Genomic DNA, 16721 nt, shown 5'->3' with positions numbered 1-16721 from the left:
ATCCATGAAGAAGATCCTCTTTCCTCTCGTCGCCCTTAGCCTTGGCGCCCTTGGGCTTTCGGCTCCTGCCCATGCCCAGCGCGGGGATGCAACGCCCACCACGCTGATCGCCAAGCCCGGCGAAAAGACCGTTGGCGATGCCGATGGCGCCTTCACCAGCCTGTTCAAATTCAACGAGCCCACCGGCGAGGCCATGTACAAGCGCGTCTGCGCCGGTTGCCACATGCCCGATGCCAAGGGCGCCAAGGCGGCGGGCATGTATCCCGCGCTGGCCGCGAACAAGAACCTCGCCACGGCCGGCTACCCGCTCTACATCGTCCTCCACGGCAAGAACGGCATGCCCCCCGTCGGCAAGATGATGACCGACCAGCAGGTGGCCGATGTGGTCAACTATGTCCGCACCAATTTCGGCAACAAGTACAAGGACAAGGTAACCGCTGCGGACGCCAAGGCGACGCGGTGAGTTAAGGCGCGGGGCTTACGCTTCGCCCGGTATGAAGTGCGAGGCGGGGCGGGGGAGGTTGCGGCTTTCCTCGCCCTGTTTTGTTTGGGGGTTTTATGCCTCCGGCGGGCAAAGGGCGGGGGCCCTTTGCAATCCCGATACTGTCTTTGTTGTGTAAATGGTTGACGGGATTTTTTGGGCTATGGTCTGTTGCTTTTTTCCGCTTTGCGGGAAGAAGGGATTTAGGAGCAGACCGTGAAAAGCTGGGGCAAGGGCATTCTGATTTTTATATGCTTGCTAGTGGGTGCTGCTGCAGGGTTGTTTTTTGCTGACGCGGGAGTGCTCATCCATCAAGGCGAAACGATTCGATTTCACCGGGGTTCGCAGATTTGCGCGGATGGTACGCGTAATGACTGGGCTGATCGTGGCCAGATTTGCAGTTATTTCTCGGGTAACGCATTTGTAAGTTATAAATATTGGGGGTCTGAAAAGAGTATAGATTGTCCTCTGTCCAAGGCGGAAGCTCGCAGGGATTGCGTCCGGGAAAGCAAAAAATTCCTCGGCGTTGAAATATTGCGCTGCCGTGATGTAGAACGTATCACGCGCAAACCGGAAACTTGCGCCGCAAATAAGAATTGACCCCGCCGCGCCGCAGGCTTTCACTTCATTTCCGCATCCACTATGCCGTAAGCCAGCCACCGCCCATTAACGGGATTGCAAAGGGCCTTCGCCCTTTGCCCGCCGGAGGCATCTTTAACGCCTCCAACCCAATCACCCCTCCAGCTTTTCCACCAACGTCATCCAATGCGCCTCTGCGGCTTCGGCTTCGGCCTCCAGCGCTTCGCGCATTTGGCCCAACTTGCCGATGTTGATGCCCTTGAGCGCGTGCGCGGCCTTGGCGGGATCGGACAGGGCGACATCCACCTCGGCGATTTTGACCTGCAATTTGGCCAGATCCTTTTCGGCCTTGGCGATCTTTTTCTGCAATTCCTTGACCTCGGCCCAGGCAAGGTTGTTGGCCTTGACGGCGGCCGAGGGCGCGGGCTTACCGTTGCCTTCGACGGGCGCCGCCTTGGGCTGGTTTCGGCCGAGGATGAAGTCGATGTAATCCTCGATGCTGCCATCGTAAGGCTCGGCGGCCCCGCCATCGACCAGCACGAGGCGGTCGGCGGTCATTTCGACCATGTGGCGGTCGTGGCTGATCAGGATGACGGCGCCCTGATAGGCATTGAGCGCCTGCACCAAGGCCTCGCGCGCATCGACATCAAGGTGGTTGGTCGGTTCGTCGAGGATGAGCAGATGCGGCGCATCGCGCGTCACCAGCGCGAGGGCCAGACGCGCGCGCTCGCCGCCTGAAAGCTGGCTGACGGAGGTGGTCGCCTTGGGACCGGAAAAGCCGAAGCGGCCAAGCTGGGCGCGCACTGCGCTCTCGGCCTTGCCCTGCATCGCGCGGGCCATATGCACCAGAGGTGTGTCGCCGCCCGCCAGTTCTTCCACCTGATACTGGGTGAAATAGCCGATGTTGAGCTTGCCCGCCGTGACCATCTCGCCCTCCATCGCGGGGAGCTGCCCGGCCAGCAGGCGCGCCAGCGTGGTCTTGCCGTTGCCGTTGCGGCCCAGCAGGGCGATGCGGTCATCCGGGTCGATGCGCAGGTTCAGCCGCTTCAGGATCGGCGTGTCGCCATAGCCCACCGCCGCGCGGTCCAGCGTGATGAGCGGCGGGCGCAGTTCTGCCGGATCGGGGAAGTTGAACGAGAGCGACGGATCCTCGATCATCCCCAGCACCGGCTGCATCCGGGCCAGCATCTTGGCGCGCGACTGGGCCTGTTTGGCGGTGCTGGCGCGGGCCGAATTGCGGCGGACGTAATCTTCCAGCTTGGCGCGCTGGGCGTCCTGCGCGGCCTTGGCGGCGGCGGCTTGCGCGGCGCGTTCGGCGCGCTGGCGCTCAAACGAATCGTATCCGCCCGCGTAAATCGTCAGCTTGCCGCCCTGAAGATGCAGGATCGTATCGACCACATTGTTGAGCAGATCGCGCTCATGGCTGATGATCAGCAACGTGCCGGGATAGGCGCGCAGGAAGTTCTCCAGCCACAGCGTCGCTTCAAGATCAAGGTGGTTCGAGGGTTCGTCGAGCAGCAGCACGTCGGGCTGTGAAAACAGCAGCGAGGCCAGCGCCACGCGCATCTTCCACCCGCCCGAATAGGAATCGAGGGGCTGCGCCTGCATTTCCTCGGTAAAGCCCAGACCCAGCAGGATGCGCGCCGCGCGCGCCGGTCCGGTATAGGCATCGATCGCGATCAGCCGGTCATGCACATCGCCCAAACGGTGGGGATCGGTCGATGTTTCGGCTTCCTCCAGCAGCGCGGCGCGTTCGGTGTCGGCGGCCAGCACGGTTTCGAAGGGGGTCGCGGTCCCGGCGGGCGCTTCCTGTGCGATATAGCCGAGGCGTGAGCGGCGGGGCATGTCGATGCTGCCCTCGTCGGGTTCGATCTCGCCGATGATGGCCTTCACCAGCGTCGACTTGCCCGCGCCATTGCGCCCGACAAGTCCCACCCGTGCCCCGGTGGGCAGGTTGGCGCTGGCGCGGTCAAGAATGGTGCGGCCGCCAAGGCGCACGGTGACATCGGAAATGTTCAGCATCCGCGCCGCCTAGCAGGCAAGGCGCGCGAGGGCCAGTCTTGCGTGATGCGCCAAATCGCGATTTTGCGTCATGCGCGCTTTCGCGCTATGGGGCCGCGCCATGATCACCGTTGCCGCGCTTTATCACTTCACCCCCTTTGCCGAACCTGCATCCCTGCGCGAGCCCTTGCTGGCCCTTTGCAAAGATCAGGGGATCAAGGGCACGCTGCTGCTGGCGGGCGAGGGGATCAACGGCACCATCGCGGGCAGCGCCGAGGGGATCGCCGCCGTGCTCGATCATATCCGCGCTTTGCCGAGCTGCGCCGGACTGGATGTCAAATATTCCACCGCCGCCGCCATGCCCTTTGGCCGAATGAAGGTGCGCATGAAGCGCGAGATCGTCACCATGGGCGTGCCCGGCGTCGATCCGCTCTCGATTGTCGGCACCTATGTCGAGCCGAAGGACTGGAACGCACTGATTGCCGACCCTGAGACCATCGTGATCGACACGCGCAACCATTATGAGGTGGTGGCCGGAACATTCCAGCGCGCCATCGACCCCAACACGCGCTCTTTCCGCGAATTTCCCGATTGGTTTCGTGGCCAGCGTGAGGCTTTGCTGGGGGAGGGTAAGCAGCCCAAGGTCGCCATGTTCTGCACCGGCGGCATCCGCTGCGAAAAATCAACCGCTTTCCTCAAATCCGAAGGGGTGGAGCAGGTCTATCACCTCAAGGGCGGCATCCTCAATTACCTCGAAAAGGTGCCTGCGGAACAAAGCCTGTGGGAAGGCGAATGCTTCGTCTTTGATGAGCGCGTGACGCTGGGCCATGGCCTTGCGCTGGGCAGCCATGTGTCCTGCGCGGCCTGCGGCGCGCCGGTGGGCGAGGCGGAGCAGGCCTCGCCGCTCTATGTTGCCGGGGAAGCCTGCCCAGCCTGCGCCTAAAATCGCGCTCCATATCAACGCGCTCCTTGCAGCGCGCCAGCCCCATGCCCAGATAGGGGCGCATGAGCCAGTCCATCCCCCTGTCCGTCCTCGATCTTGTCCCCGTTCTCGAAGGCGGCACGCTGCATGAGGCCTATGGCCACGCCGCCGCCCTTGCCGCCCATGCGGAGGGCGAAGGGTTTGCCCGATACTGGGTGGCCGAACATCACGGCATGCCCGGCATCGGCGGGGCGGCCACCTCGGTGGTGCTGGCGCATGTGGGCGGGCATACGTCGCGGATCCGTATCGGGTCTGGCGGGATCATGCTGCCCAACCACGCGCCTTTGCAGATTGCCGAGCAATTCGGCACGCTTGATGCGCTCTATCCGGGGCGGATCGATCTGGCGCTGGGGCGCGCGCCGGGGTCGGACGGGCGGGTGGCGATGGCGCTGCGCCATGGCGATCCCGATGCTTTCCCGCAACAGGTGATGGAATTGCAGGCCTATTTCGCGGGCGATGCACGGGCGGGCTTTCCCGCCGTGCCGGGCGCGGGGGCCAAGCCGGAGATGTGGGTGCTGGGGTCCAGCACCTATGGCGCGCAACTGGCGGCGGCCTTTGGTCTGCCCTATGGCTTTGCCTCGCATTTCGCGCCCGCCATGCTGGACGAGGCGGTGGACACCTATCGCCGCCTGTTCCGCCCCTCGGCGGTGCTGGACCGGCCGCATGTGATGGTGGCCTGCAATGTGTTTGCCGCCGATACGGCGGATGAGGCGCGTTTCCTTGCCACCACGATGCAGCAGGGCTTTGTCGCGCTGCGCACCGGGCAGGGCGGGGGGCTGGTGCGGCCGCCGGTCGAAAATTATTACGAGAACCTGCCCGCGCCCCATCGCGCCATGCTGGATCAGGTCATGGCCTGCACCGCCATTGGCACGCGGGGCGATGTCGAGGCTATGCTGCGCCGTCTGATCGCGCGGACCGGGGCGGATGAGATTATCGTTGCGGGCCAGATGTTCGATCAGGAAGCGCGGCGGCGCAGCTTTTCTATTGCGGCGGCAGCGATGCGGGCGCTGTGATCTGTTCCAGCCAGCTTTCGACCGCCGCCATGTCGGGCGGCAGGGTCTGGGCATAGGGTCCGGCAAATTCGGCCCATGCCTCGACAAAGCGGGGCGAGATCGTCAGCAGCACCGGCACCGCGCGGTCGAGCGCGATCAGCAGGCAAGAGAGCAGACCGCTGCCCGCCTCGGCCTCCATCTTGCCGAATTTGCTGAGGATGAGCAGGTCGCAGGGTTGGGAGAGGCGCGTTTCCACCCAAGCTGCCGCCGAAACCAGCGCGCCCGAATCCAGCGTGCATCCCTGCGCCTCGCAGCCCAGATCCTGACCCAGCGGGAAACGCGCGCCATCATGGATGCTGACCAACGTGCCGGGCGAGCAATCCTCGCCGCTTGCCGGTGGCTCCTCGATCACGCCCGCGATGCGCAAGGGGCCGCCCCAGCGCGCGACGATCTGGGCCAGCAGGGCCTGCGCGCTGGCGGAGCGCTCGGCCATGATGGCGCCAAGGACGGGGGCGCTCAAAGCCGCTGCTTTCCATTGAGCTTCATTGTGCCGTCCAACTGCCGCCACACCGTCACCTCCCAACGCTGCCGATTGGTCAGGCGCAGCGTCAGGCGATAATTCATCCCCGCGACGACCTGCTGGCTGGCGGCGTCAATATGGGCGAGGCGTGCGTGATGGCCCAATTGGCTCGCCGCAAAACGCGCCGCTTCGCGCACTTCGGGATTGGTGGTCTGGCCCGCGCTCCATCCGCCTGCCAGAGGTTGCGCGGAGGTGGGAGAGGCGACCAGCATTCCGGCTATCAGCGCTGCCAATCCTGCCTTCATTCCCGTATCCTTTCATCGCGAAACCTACGATGCCGCCCCCCGCCGCGAAAGGCAAGTTTCATACCGGGCAACCCCGCCGCGCAGCGGCTATCCATCATCATGGAATGCCCACCCGCCATCAAACCCACACCAAAATAACGGGATTGCAAAGGGACGAGTCCCTTTGCCCGCCGGAGGCAAACTTCCCTTCACCCCCTCGGCGGCGCACAGGAATCGCGCAGGATGATCTCGAAATCCAGATAATCCCTCGGCGCCTTGTCGGGCGAGACGATGGTCTCCACCCCTGCTGCGCCCATCGCCTCCAAGGGCTGGCGCACGGTGGTCAGCGCGGGCGAGATCAGGCGGCTCATCGGCGTATCGTCAAAGCCGATGATGGAGAGATCCTCCGGCACATTCAGCCCAAATTCGCGCGCGGCCATCAGCACACCCACCGCCATCTCGTCATTCGAGGCAAAGATCGCCGTGGGCCGCTCGGGCAGGGCCAGCAGGCTGCGGGTCGCCTCCAGCCCCGATTGCAGGTCGAAATAGCCCTGCGCCACCAGCGCCGGTTCAAGCTCCAGCCCGGCCTCGACCAGCGACTGGCAATAGCCGTCATAGCGCAAGGTGGCGCCGAAATGCTGGGGGTGGCCGCGCACAAAGCCGATACGGCGGTGGCCCAGACCCAGCAGATGCGCCATGATCGCCTTGCTGGCCCCGCGTTCATCGGTGGAAATATGCGTCCATTCATCGCCATGCGTGGCCGAGATCAACGCGATCCGCCCGCCCAATTGCCGCACGCTTTCGACAAATTCGGTGTTTTCCGACAGGGGCGGGCTGAGCAAAATACCATCGGGGGCAATTGTGGCGAACAGGCGCCGGACCAGACCCAGCAGATCCTTGTCCTGACTGTTCACCGGCTCGACCACCAGATGATAGCCCAGCTCGCGACATCGCCGCGCCGCGCCTATGTGCAGCGCCGAAATATAGCTGGGGTTGGGATTGTCATAGAGATGCGCGATCAGGAAAGAGCGCCCGCCCGCAAGGCGGCTGGCGGCGCGATTGGGCTTGTAATCCAGTTCGCGCGCGGCTTCGAGCACGCGCTCCTTCACCTGCGCGCGCACATGCGGCTCTTCGTTCAGCACGCGCGAAACGGTCTTGATCGAAACGCCCGCGCGCTCGGCCACATCCTTGATGGTGGTCACGACTATCCTCTGCCTGCGCCGGAAAAGCGATTGTTGCCCCCGCTTTCGGCGCTCCTTATGTTACCGTTGTCATATCGAACCTAGAGCGCAAGGGCAGAGGATTTCAACCCTGTTTTTTCACAGAGTTCAAACGGGCAAGTACAAACGGTGGAAATTTCAGCGCCAGCCCTTGTCCTTGGCCGCTTTTTCCTGCGCCACGTCCAGCGGCTCGCCCACGGCCATGTCCTGCGCAATAGCCATGACGGCGCCATCGGCCGAGCCAGCCTGACGATATTGCGCGCCCGATGCGCCCGATCCGGGCATCACATGCTCCAGCCGCCAGCCATCGCCGCCATGGCAGGCAACGCCCGAGGCAGAGGCCCCCGAAAAGGCGCGGCACAGCGTTCCATCGCCCCGGCGGAATGTGGCGATCATCCGCGTTGCCCCATCGTCGGCGGCCAGTTGCCGGTCGAGCGCATGGGCCAGATCGCCCGAGGCCAGCAGCGCGCCGTCCTTGGCCGTGATCGGCCCTTCGCGTCCCATCATCTGTCCGCCAAGGAACAGGCCCATGACCAGCGCGGCGGCAATCGCCCCACCAAACCATTTGCGCTGTGACAGGGGGATTTTGGGCTGGGCGGCCTTGGCCTCCTCGGCCTTGCGGCGGCGCACCTGCGCAAGGTCGATGACGGGGGCAGGCATGACCGCAGGGGCCGGTTCGGCCACTGGGGCGGCGGCGCGGATCATCGCCTCCCACGCCGGGGGCACGGGTTCCTGCGCCACGCCCGCAAAATGCCCCTGCAACCGTTCGCGCAAGGCCCGCTCGCGCGCAATCGCCTCGGCAAGGTCAAGGTCGCCCAGCGCCGCAAGCGTAATGCGTTCGCGTGCCGCTTCGTCGATTTCGCCATCGACATAGGCCATGATTTCTTCGCGGCTGATGCTCATGATTCTTCTCCCAAAGCGCGCATCAGCGCCTCGCGCCCCCGCGCCAGACGCGAGGTGAGCGTGCCTATCGGACACCCGATGATTTCGGCCGCCTCCTTATAGGCAAAGCCCTCGACCAGCACGAGCATCACCGCCTCACGCTGTTCATCGGGCAATTGCGCCATCGCGCGGTCCACATTGCCCAGTTCGACATGGGCCTCGATCCCCACATCGCCCGCCATGCCCACATGCTCGCCATCCTCTTCGGGGGCGAAGGTCTGGCTGGCGCGGTTGCGCGCGCGGGCCTCATCGATCCATATGTTGCGCATGATCCGATACACCCATGAATCAAGGCGCGTCCCCTCGGTCCACAGATGCGAGGACTTGAGCGCGCGTTCGATCGTCATCTGGCACAGATCGTCGCCATCGGCCCCATCGCGCGTCAAACCCCGGGCAAACCGCCGCATCTGCGGCAAAAGCCTGACCAGTCCTTCGCTGAATTGAGCCGTTGGCAATGATTTGCACCTTGTCATGGATGAAACGGACGACCACGCTCGTTTCTTCCGCGTTGGTGCGATTTTTTTGAACAAAGGGCAAGAGAGTGCGACAGCGGTTCATCAGGCTGGGGATTGTCGCCGCGCTGCTGGCGGGGGCGGGGCCTGCGCTGGCCCAGTTTGGCCTGCCCGCTGTCGGTCAGACCTTGGGCGGGGCGGCCGACAGGCTGCGCGGTACTCTGGACGAGGCCGCATCGCTGGTGACGCGCCCGCTTGAGGATGTGGCCGCGCTGGCCGATCTGCGGTTGGAGCGGCTTGATGCCTTTGTGCGCCGCAATCGCAATATTGTGGCGATGGACGCCAATGGATCGCCCGCCCGCGCGCATGAACTGCTGCTGCTCGATCCCGATCCGGCCGCGCTGATGCTGGCGGAAAAATCGGGCTATCGGCTGATGGAGCAGGGCGATCTGGAGGGGCTGGGTGTGGGTTTTGCCCGGCTGGAAACCCCTGCCGGTGTGACCTTGCCCGATGCCACGCGGGCCTTGCAAAAGCTGCTGCCCGCCAAGACCGTGACGGCGGATCAGATCCATTTCCCCGGCGGCCAGATGGGGGGGCAGACCGTGCCTGCGACTGGCGCCCCGGCCATCCCCTCGCCACGGGGCGGCACGGTGGGCCTGATCGACGGGGGTGTGCGGCCCGATGCCCGCCTGTCGGCACAGGCCGGTTTCGCCACCGGCGCGCCGCGTCCCAATCAACATGCCCAATCCATCGCCTCGCTGCTGGGCGGGGCGGGGGTGGCGCATGTGTTTGCCGCAGATGTTTATGGCGCGGATCCGGCGGGCGGCAATGCGCTGGCTATTGCCAAGGCGCTGGGCTGGATGGCGCAGCAGCGCGTGCCGGTCGTCTCGATCAGCCTTGTGGGCCCGGCCAATCCCTTGCTGGAGCGCGCCGTGGCGGCGGCGCAGGCGCGGGGCATGTTCGTGGTGGCCGCCGTCGGCAATGATGGTGCGGCCTCGCCTTTGTCCTATCCGGCCTCTTACCGCGATGTGGTGGCCGTGACCGGGGTGGACGGCAAGGGGCGCGTATTGTTCGAGGCGGGGCGGGCCAGCCATCTCGATTATGCCGCACCCGGCGCGGATATGACCGCGGTTGGCCTTTCCGGGCGGGTGACTTTGCGGGGCACCTCCTTTGCCGCGCCGCTGGTGGCTGCGCGTCTGGCGGCCTATGCGGGGCCGGGGCCGGGACGGAGTCTGACGGCGCTCGACCGAGAGGCGGTGGCCGCAGGCGCGCGCGCGGGGCGGGGCATCCTGTGCAATCCCTGTCGCAAGGGCATTTGAAAAAAATCCGCGCCGCGCAGGGAAGAAAACCCACCGCCCCATCGTTTCCTCATCATAGCCAGTCACAACGCTCTCTTTCCACGGGCTGGCACAGATGAAGGAGACAGATCATGAGCAAGACTTTCAACATCGCCGCTATCGCCACCATGACGCTGGCTCTGGCCGCCCCGGTTCACGCCCAGCTGCTGGGCGGCGGGCTTGGCGGTGGTTTGGGGATCGACGGGGCGCTGGGCGGGGCGACGGGGGCGCTGGGCGTGGCCGGATCGGTGGGGCAGGCGGTTGAGGCGCCGGTGGTGCGCGCGCCCGTCATTACCCGCCCGGCGGTCTCCTTGCCGGTGGTCAGCCGCGTCAACACGGTGGTTGCCGTTCCCGCCATTGTCCCCGCCATTCCCGATGTTGCGGTGCGCCGGGTGGCCATTGTCAACGCCGGGATCATGCCGGTGACCTATGCCGATGCGCCCGCCTATATCGACCGCCAATATGTCGTGCTGCAAAATGACCTGCGCGGCACCGGGGTCGAAGTCATCAAGCGCAACAATCAGATCGTGCTGGAAATGCCCGCCGATGTGACCTTCGCCTTTGACAAGCATGACATCCAGCCGCGCTTTTACGGCGTGCTCAACGCGGTGTCGCGCACGCTGGGCAAATATCCGGCCACCTATGTCGATGTGAACGGCCACACCGATGCCATCGGCTCCTATACCTATAACCAACGCCTGTCGGAACAGCGCGCCGATGCGGTGGCCGATTATCTGGCCGACCGCAGCGTCAACGGGGCGCGGATGCATGTGCAGGGTTTCGGCAAGACCGAACCGATTGCCTCGAACGCAACCATCAGCGGGCGCGCCGCCAATCGCCGCGTCGAAATCATCCTCACCCCCTATGCCGCCTGATTAACGGCTACCAACTGCAGGCGGCAGGTCCCCGCAGAGAGGTTCATCCCTTTCTGCGGGGATTTCTTTTTAAAAATTTCGAATTTTCTTTGGAAGAAATCCGCTTCGACACTCGTTTACTCATCAGAACCCCAAGACGTGGTTCCCAACATTATCATGAAGGAGACACGACATGACCCGCATTTCCAGCCTTACTTTCGCCGCTCTGGTTCTCAGCCTCGCCTCGGTGCCTGCCCATGCCCAGTTGCTGGGCGGCGGCGGCGGTCTTGGGGGCGCTGTCGGCGGCGGTTTGGGCGGCGCGATTGGTGGCGCCGGATCGATGGGCGGTTTCGGATCGATGGGCACCATCGGTTCGGCCACTTCGCAGGTTGAAACCACCACGCGCAGCACCGCCACGGCCAGCGGCAACACCACCGGCAGCCAGCATGTCAACACCCGCAACGGCAAGGTGGACGCCAATCGCAGCGTGACCGGCAATGGCGCGGCCAATCTGACCCAGACGACCACGACCACCACCCCGGTGACCGGCACGCGTGCGGTTGATGGCGCGCTGTCGGCCGGCGGTTCGGCCACGGGCAGCAGCAGCGCGAATGCGCAACTGATCGGCACCGATCAGGTGGCCAATGGCGCCCGCGCGGCGGCTTCTCGGGCCAATGGGGCGGTGGGTGATGCGCGCTCTGCGGCATCGGGCGCGGCCTCGCGCGCTAATGTGGCGGCGGCCGATGTGGCCTCGCGCGGCAAGGATGCGGCCTCCAATGCCGTTTCCAATGTGGCCGGACGCGCCAATGGCCTGAGCGCCGCCGCGCAGGGCAGCGCGCAAAACTCGCTCTCCGCCGCCGGTTCGCTTGGCAGCAGCAATCTGGCGCTGGCGGGCAGCGCGGCCTCGCAGGTTGCGGGCAGCGCCGCCGTCAAGCCCGGCATGGCGATCACCGCCCCCGACGGCTCGCGTCTGGGCAAGGTGCGTCAGGTGGTGGCTGACAGCAACGGCCGGGTGCAAAGCGTGGTGATGCGCGCCCGCAACAGCGATATCACGTTGCCTGCCGGTAACTTGGCCGCCAGCGGCAATGGCAAGAGCCTGATCTCGACCATGAATGGCCGGCAGATCGAGAATGCCGCACAAGGGCAGGTCAGCGGCGCGACCCGCTGAACCCGTTGCGGATAAAGGGAGGAGGCGGTCCTTGCGGCCGCCTTTTCTCATGTCCGGGACAGCGGACAATTCTAAGGCGAATTCGGTTCTAAAGCGCCCATCGGATATTTGCCTAGATAAGACCCTCTTTCAATTTACCGTTATTCGAGAAGATCCATGTACTTATTGGGTAATTCTTGAAAACCCAAGCATGCCTGATTTTCCATTCGTGAAATTGCGAAAGGAGGGCGGCTTCGAAAAAATTTGAAAAATCATTCCGATAAAGAGCCGGTAAAGAGGAATTGGTTCATGGCGCTTAGCATTTTCTCCAGCGTTTCGCCCGAATCCATCGTGGCGGAAATCGAGCGCGTCGAAGCGGCCATGGCCAGCGGCGATCTGAGCGCGAGGGTCGATCCTGCGGTGGGCAAGGGGCAGACGCAGGTGATTCTGGCCGCCGTCAACCGGCTGCTGGAAAGCGCCGCGCAGCCGGTGCAGACGCTGGGCCGCAGCATCCAGACCATGTCGAGCGAGCATGATCGCGGCGATATTGACGTGATCGTGCCGGTGGACAAATTCCGGGGCGAACTGGCCGCAATGGCGCAAGGCATCAATACTATGGTGGCCGGGCATATCGCCGTGAAGAAAAAGGCGATGGCCTGCATCAAGGAATTCAGCGTCGGCAATTTCGACGCGCCGATGGAGCAATTGCCCGGCAAGAAAGCCTTTATCAACGAGACGATCGAAACCCTGCGCGCCAATCTGCGCGGGCTGATTACCGAGTTGAACTATATGTCGGCCGAGCATGACAAGGGCGAGATTGACGTCAAGGTGCGGGCCGAAAAGTTCAAGGGCGATTTCGCCACCGTGGCGCAGGGCATCAACGATATGGTGGCCGGGCATATTGCGGTGAAGAAAAAGGCGATGGCCTGCGTCAAGGCGTTCGGCGAGGGCGATTTCGACGCGCCGCTCGAACAATTTCCCGGCAAGAAGGCCTTTATCAATGACACTATCGAGGCTCTGCGCGCCAATCTGCGCGCTATCACCACGGAAATTCACCGCCTGATCGACGCCTCCACGGCGGGGCAATTGAGCGAGCGGGGCGATGATCGCCGCTTCGTTGGCGATTTTTCCGCGCTGATTGCCGGGATCAACGGGATGCTTGATGCGATCCTGCTGCCGATTGGCGAGGGTAATCGCGTGCTGGATCTGGCCAGCAAGGGCGATCTGCTGGAACGTGTTGAGATCGAATGCCAGGGCGACCATCAGAAGATGAAGAATTCGGTCAACCGGCTGATCGACAATCTGCGCGCCTTTGCGATGAATGTGGGCGGCGCGGCCAATCATGTCGCCGCCGGCAGCAACCAGATGGCCGCCAGTTCCGAGCAATTGTCCGAGGGGGCCAATGAACAGGCCGCCTCGACCGAGGAGGCATCGGCGTCAATGGAGCAGATGGCGGGCAATATCCGCCAGAACGCCGACAATGCCGCCCAGACCGAAAAGATCGCTCGCCAATCCTCGCGCGATGCCGAATTGTCGGGTGCGGCGGTGGAAAAGGCGGTGGGTGCGATGCGCACCATCGCGGCCAAGATTGGCATTGTGCAGGAAATCGCGCGCCAGACCGACCTGTTGGCGCTGAACGCGGCCGTAGAGGCCGCCCGTGCGGGCGAGCATGGCAAGGGCTTTGCCGTGGTGGCCTCCGAGGTCCGCAAGCTGGCCGAGCGCAGCCAGGTGGCCGCCGCCGAGATCGTAGCCGTATCCTCCGACACCGTAAAGGCCGCGGCCGAGGCGGGCGAGATGCTGACCAAACTGGTGCCTGACATTCGCCGCACCGCCGAACTGGTGTCCGAAATCAGCGCCGCCTGCCGCGAGCAGGACATTGGCGCATCCCAGATCAACGAGGCGATCCAGCAGCTCGACCGTGTGACGCAAAAGAACGCCAGCTCCTCGGTCGAGATTTCCTCAACATCGGAAGAACTGGCCTCGCAGGCCGACGAATTGCAGCACATCGTCTCCTTCTTCCGCGTCAGCGCCGAGGACAGCATGAGCAGCGCCCAGCCCGTCCAGCGCAGCGCGCCCGCGCGCCAGACCCGCGCCGCCCCGCCGCCCCGCGCCAAGGTCAAGAAATCCAAGCCCAATTCCGTCATGCACCAGCAGGAGCGCGTCAAAGGCTTTGCGCTGGATATGATGAGCGGCGGCGAGGACGAGGATGACGCCGACTTCGGCCGCGCGGCCTGATGCTGTAACGCTTCTCTCACAGGCAAACCCTCGCTTCGGGATACGGAGCGGGGGTTTGCCGTGCCTGGCGCGCGCAGGGTGTCAGCCGGTTTAGGGCGGGGCGCTGGTTGTCAGATGGGAACGCTTGGAAAAGTGGTGCGCCCGCCAGTAGGCTTCACCAACAGGTAGAGGCCTTTCTCGTCCGTGGCCTTATAGGCTGTTTTTCGGGGCTTTAATGCGCGGATTGCAGAGTCGGAAAGGGGCATTTGGGGGCCTCCTGTTTTGGGCAAAACCAATAGGCCCCCACACAGGCCCCCAGAATCGTCCGATTACCGCCGAACGGGGACAAACACCGGCGGTTAAGCCAGAGCCTTAGCCGCAGATTCGTTCTGACGTCCAGGAATTTCAATAAGATGCTGTAAAAGATATATTTTTCTTTACTGATTTTCGCTCGGAATGATCATTTCTGACCCCCTATTGCACCAATTTGTACCATCGCTAGCAAATCTGGCGTTCGGTTTGGACCGAACCGCACTGGACCTCGTGCTGGTGTGACCGTGGTACACATTTGGCACAAAGGTCAGGTCATGGCGACGATTCAGAAGCGAAAGAAATCATGGCGGGCCATGGTCCGCCGCAAGGGAAAAACGGTAACGGCCACTTTCGATACTAAGGCCCAAGCGGAAGCTTGGGCGATCTCAACCGAAGCAAAGATACTCGAAGGCTTCGTCGTAGAGGCCATCGTTCGGGAGACCCTGCCGCCACCAGAAGGTATCTCGATGACGGAGGCCCTGAAACGCTATGCCGACGAAGTGTCCTCGACCAAACGTGGCGCGCGGTGGGAGCAGATCAGGATCAAGGCCTTCATGCGCAACGACAGCCAGTGGCACGTTTGCTGAGCGATGGATAGTGACCAATGACCAGCCAAATCCCCGACACCATCTATTACCAGGATCGCCGCTGCGATCTAATGGCCACGCCCCTGGAGGCCTACTTTGAACAAGGCCCCGCGCGGCCCGAGCTCGATTGCAGTTATTCGGCCCTCTGGCGTGGCTATATCGCCACGTGGCGGTTGGTGGAGGGGCGGCTATTTCTGGTTTACCTGCGGCCAGGGATGGCAGACGGCCCCAAGCTGACGCTGGGGACCGTCTTTCCGGGGCAAGGGCGCCGGGTGCTCGCCTCCTGGTTCACAGGCAGCCTGCGGATTTCTGAGGGGCATTGCCAAGAATGGTTGGAAGGCGGCTTTATGAACGCGCACGAGCGTGAAACGCTGGTAGAGATTGCAGAGGGGTGGGTTATCTCCGAGCGCACGCTGGACCTTGCCTCCATCCCTATGGCTGCGTGGCCAGCCGAGGTGATGGGTGATGGGTGGGCGTAGCGCCCACCGCTCCATGCCTGATGGATACCCACACGCAACAGAGATTTCCATTCGTCGCGTTCGTTCAAATCCGTTATTGCTTTGTTGGTATTTGATGCGTATCTCGGGGCAATCGCACCCGCCCGGCCTCTATCCACAAGGATATGCACACTGGGCGGGTCTTTTATTTTGGGGCACATAGGTGCAAGTATGGTGCCGCATGACTCGCACCTACACCAAGCCCGCCCTGAATTTGGAACAGCAAATTGCTCACTTGAAATCGCACGGCATGGCGATTCCTGATGACGACGTTGCGCGTTACTGGTTGCGCCACGTTAGCTATTACCGACTTAGTGCCTATTGGCTTTATTTTGAGCATCCAAAGGATCATCCGGGAGACCGCTTCAAGCCCGGCACGACCTTTGCGCGAGTGACCAACCTTTATGACTTTGACCGCAATCTTCGCCGGGTGGTGATGCGCGGGACAGAGCATGTTGAGGTCGCATTGCGGGGCAGTTGGGCTTACGAACTTGGCCAATTAGGCGACGGGCACACCTATCTTGACGCTGCTCTTTATGGCGACCGGGAAGAGTTGCACAAAAACCTGTCGAAGCTGGCGGGGGAGGTTGGTTGGTCACGAGAGACTTACGTGAAGCATTACCGCGAAAATTATGATTCCCCCGCACTGCCCCCCGTTTGGATGGTCGCAGAAATGATGTCCTTCGGGCAGTTGTCCAAATGGTATTCCAACCTTGGGGAGCGAGCCCTACGGAACCGGATAGCTCAACCACTGGGGTTGCCCGAAACCGTGCTGGTGCCGCTTGTGCGTCACGTCACAGACATTCGGAATATATGCGCTCATCACGGACGCCTTTGGAATCGAGGATTCCGGCATCCTCCTAAGCTTGCCCAAATGAGGTGCTGCCGGTTTGATGGACACCGAGATAAGCTTCCTTAGGCTACCCCAGCCTGACGTTCGAAGTCGATAGGACTGACATAGCCCAACGTCGAGTGCCTGCGGGTGGGATTGTAGAAACGTTCGATATAATCGAACACGTCGGCTCTGGCCTGGTCGCGTGATCGGTAGACCTTCCTGCGGACCCGTTCGATCTTGAGGGAAGAGAAGAAGCTTTCCATCGCCGCATTGTCCCAGCAATTGCCCGAGCGGCTCATGGAACAAGTCACGCCGTTATCCTGCATCAAGCGCTGGAACTGCTCGCTCGTGTATTGACTGCCCTGATCCGAATGATGGAGCAGGGCATCGGGCTTGCCCCGGCGCCAGATTGCCATCATCATAGCATCTGCCACCAACTGGGCGGTCATGGTGGCACTCATTGACCAGCCCACGACGCGGCGGGA

At 63.1% G+C, this 16721-nt stretch carries 18 protein-coding genes; 11 read left to right on the top strand and 7 right to left on the bottom strand.

Going from position 1 to position 16721, the window contains the following annotated elements:
• Window positions 1-4 precede the first annotated feature (4 nt).
• Window positions 5-463: a c-type cytochrome gene (locus tag GGR38_RS11200; RefSeq protein WP_183625535.1), complete on the top strand. Its 459-nt coding sequence runs from the start codon at window positions 5-7 to the stop codon at window positions 461-463.
• Between the two features lie 234 nt (window positions 464-697).
• A complete protein-coding gene (locus GGR38_RS11195) occupies window positions 698-1081 on the top strand; it encodes a hypothetical protein (RefSeq protein WP_183625533.1) in 384 nt (127 codons plus the stop codon).
• Between the two features lie 132 nt (window positions 1082-1213).
• On the opposite strand, the gene GGR38_RS11190 is transcribed toward GGR38_RS11195, so the two are convergent.
• Window positions 1214-3082 (bottom strand): ABC-F family ATP-binding cassette domain-containing protein, encoded by a 1869-nt coding sequence (locus tag GGR38_RS11190; protein ID WP_183625531.1) that lies wholly within the window; start codon window positions 3080-3082, stop codon window positions 1214-1216.
• 100 nt (window positions 3083-3182) lie between these two features.
• On the opposite strand from GGR38_RS11190, the gene trhO reads away from it, so the two are divergent.
• Together trhO and GGR38_RS11180 are read left to right on the top strand one after the other, a co-directional pair.
• Window positions 3183-4004 (top strand): oxygen-dependent tRNA uridine(34) hydroxylase TrhO, encoded by an 822-nt coding sequence (gene trhO, locus GGR38_RS11185; protein WP_183625529.1) that lies wholly within the window; start codon window positions 3183-3185, stop codon window positions 4002-4004.
• Between the two features lie 62 nt (window positions 4005-4066).
• The gene (locus tag GGR38_RS11180) at window positions 4067-5056 is read left to right on the top strand and encodes an LLM class flavin-dependent oxidoreductase (protein ID WP_183625527.1); all 990 of its coding nucleotides are present in this window, start codon (window positions 4067-4069) and stop codon (window positions 5054-5056) included.
• On the opposite strand, the gene GGR38_RS11175 is transcribed toward GGR38_RS11180, so the two are convergent.
• The 5 genes from GGR38_RS11175 to GGR38_RS11155 all read right to left on the bottom strand — a co-directional run bounded on the left by GGR38_RS11175 (window position 5025) and on the right by GGR38_RS11155 (window position 8408).
• Window positions 5025-5555, bottom strand: a complete 531-nt coding sequence (locus GGR38_RS11175) for a DUF2478 domain-containing protein (RefSeq protein ID WP_183625525.1) — start codon at window positions 5553-5555, stop codon at window positions 5025-5027. The genes GGR38_RS11180 and GGR38_RS11175 overlap by 32 nt on opposite strands.
• Complete coding sequence (locus GGR38_RS11170; protein WP_183625523.1) at window positions 5552-5860, bottom strand: cystatin domain-containing protein; 309 nt, start codon at window positions 5858-5860, stop codon at window positions 5552-5554. Before GGR38_RS11170 ends, GGR38_RS11175 begins: the two co-directional genes overlap by 4 nt.
• Window positions 5861-6048: 188 nt before the next feature.
• Window positions 6049-7041: a substrate-binding domain-containing protein gene (locus GGR38_RS11165; RefSeq protein ID WP_183625521.1), complete on the bottom strand. Its 993-nt coding sequence runs from the start codon at window positions 7039-7041 to the stop codon at window positions 6049-6051.
• A 156-nt stretch (window positions 7042-7197) separates the two neighbouring features.
• The gene (locus tag GGR38_RS11160) at window positions 7198-7962 is read right to left on the bottom strand and encodes an anti-sigma factor (protein ID WP_183625519.1); all 765 of its coding nucleotides are present in this window, start codon (window positions 7960-7962) and stop codon (window positions 7198-7200) included.
• Window positions 7959-8408 carry an RNA polymerase sigma factor gene (locus GGR38_RS11155; RefSeq protein ID WP_246404509.1) on the bottom strand — a complete coding sequence of 150 codons (450 nt, stop codon included), beginning with the start codon at window positions 8406-8408 and terminating at the stop codon, window positions 7959-7961. The genes GGR38_RS11160 and GGR38_RS11155 overlap by 4 nt, the downstream gene beginning before the upstream one ends.
• Window positions 8409-8542: 134 nt before the next feature.
• Here GGR38_RS11155 and GGR38_RS11150 point away from each other — a divergent pair, with 134 nt between their 5' ends.
• The 7 genes from GGR38_RS11150 to GGR38_RS11120 all read left to right on the top strand — a co-directional run bounded on the left by GGR38_RS11150 (window position 8543) and on the right by GGR38_RS11120 (window position 16320).
• Window positions 8543-9772, top strand: a complete 1230-nt coding sequence (locus tag GGR38_RS11150) for a S8 family serine peptidase (RefSeq protein WP_183625517.1) — start codon at window positions 8543-8545, stop codon at window positions 9770-9772.
• Window positions 9773-9882: 110 nt separating this feature from the next.
• Window positions 9883-10665, top strand: coding sequence for an OmpA family protein (locus GGR38_RS11145; protein WP_183625514.1), 783 nt, complete (start codon window positions 9883-9885; stop codon window positions 10663-10665).
• Window positions 10666-10837: 172 nt separating this feature from the next.
• A complete protein-coding gene (locus tag GGR38_RS11140; protein ID WP_183625512.1) occupies window positions 10838-11812 on the top strand; it encodes a hypothetical protein in 975 nt (324 codons plus the stop codon).
• A gap of 288 nt (window positions 11813-12100) precedes the next feature.
• The gene (locus tag GGR38_RS11135) at window positions 12101-14026 is read left to right on the top strand and encodes a methyl-accepting chemotaxis protein (protein ID WP_183625509.1); all 1926 of its coding nucleotides are present in this window, start codon (window positions 12101-12103) and stop codon (window positions 14024-14026) included.
• 566 nt (window positions 14027-14592) lie between these two features.
• Window positions 14593-14904, top strand: a complete 312-nt coding sequence (locus GGR38_RS11130) for a hypothetical protein (RefSeq protein WP_183625507.1) — start codon at window positions 14593-14595, stop codon at window positions 14902-14904.
• A gap of 17 nt (window positions 14905-14921) precedes the next feature.
• Window positions 14922-15383 (top strand): hypothetical protein, encoded by a 462-nt coding sequence (locus GGR38_RS11125; RefSeq protein ID WP_183625504.1) that lies wholly within the window; start codon window positions 14922-14924, stop codon window positions 15381-15383.
• 199 nt (window positions 15384-15582) lie between these two features.
• Window positions 15583-16320, top strand: a complete 738-nt coding sequence (locus GGR38_RS11120; RefSeq protein ID WP_183625502.1) for an Abi family protein — start codon at window positions 15583-15585, stop codon at window positions 16318-16320.
• On the opposite strand, the gene GGR38_RS11115 is transcribed toward GGR38_RS11120, so the two are convergent.
• Window positions 16317-16721: IS3 family transposase (locus GGR38_RS11115; RefSeq protein WP_183625499.1), on the bottom strand; the 405-nt coding region annotated here is incomplete at its 5' end. The genes GGR38_RS11120 and GGR38_RS11115 overlap by 4 nt on opposite strands.

Source organism: Novosphingobium sediminicola (assembly GCF_014196525.1).
Classification (GTDB): domain Bacteria; phylum Pseudomonadota; class Alphaproteobacteria; order Sphingomonadales; family Sphingomonadaceae; genus Novosphingobium; species Novosphingobium sediminicola.
Note: the sequence above shows the minus strand (reverse complement) of the source record. Positions and strands in the feature narration are given on the sequence as shown.

Bases quoted from the DNA above. Each gene is read 5' to 3' on its own strand.
- GGR38_RS11135 (WP_183625509.1), top strand. From the start codon at position 12,101: ATGGCGCTTAGCATTTTCTCCAGCGTTTCGCCCGAATCCATCGTGGCG.
- GGR38_RS11160 (WP_183625519.1), bottom strand. From the start codon at position 7,962: ATGAGCATCAGCCGCGAAGAAATCATGGCCTATGTCGATGGCGAAATC.
- GGR38_RS11200 (WP_183625535.1), top strand. From the start codon at position 5: ATGAAGAAGATCCTCTTTCCTCTCGTCGCCCTTAGCCTTGGCGCCCTT.
- GGR38_RS11145 (WP_183625514.1), top strand. From the start codon at position 9,883: ATGAGCAAGACTTTCAACATCGCCGCTATCGCCACCATGACGCTGGCT.
- GGR38_RS11180 (WP_183625527.1), top strand. From the start codon at position 4,067: ATGAGCCAGTCCATCCCCCTGTCCGTCCTCGATCTTGTCCCCGTTCTC.
- GGR38_RS11130 (WP_183625507.1), top strand. From the start codon at position 14,593: ATGGCGACGATTCAGAAGCGAAAGAAATCATGGCGGGCCATGGTCCGC.
- GGR38_RS11190 (WP_183625531.1), bottom strand. From the start codon at position 3,082: ATGCTGAACATTTCCGATGTCACCGTGCGCCTTGGCGGCCGCACCATT.
- trhO (WP_183625529.1), top strand. From the start codon at position 3,183: ATGATCACCGTTGCCGCGCTTTATCACTTCACCCCCTTTGCCGAACCT.
- GGR38_RS11140 (WP_183625512.1), top strand. From the start codon at position 10,838: ATGACCCGCATTTCCAGCCTTACTTTCGCCGCTCTGGTTCTCAGCCTC.
- GGR38_RS11170 (WP_183625523.1), bottom strand. From the start codon at position 5,860: ATGAAGGCAGGATTGGCAGCGCTGATAGCCGGAATGCTGGTCGCCTCT.
- GGR38_RS11125 (WP_183625504.1), top strand. From the start codon at position 14,922: ATGACCAGCCAAATCCCCGACACCATCTATTACCAGGATCGCCGCTGC.
- GGR38_RS11155 (WP_246404509.1), bottom strand. From the start codon at position 8,408: ATGCGGCGGTTTGCCCGGGGTTTGACGCGCGATGGGGCCGATGGCGAC.
- GGR38_RS11120 (WP_183625502.1), top strand. From the start codon at position 15,583: ATGACTCGCACCTACACCAAGCCCGCCCTGAATTTGGAACAGCAAATT.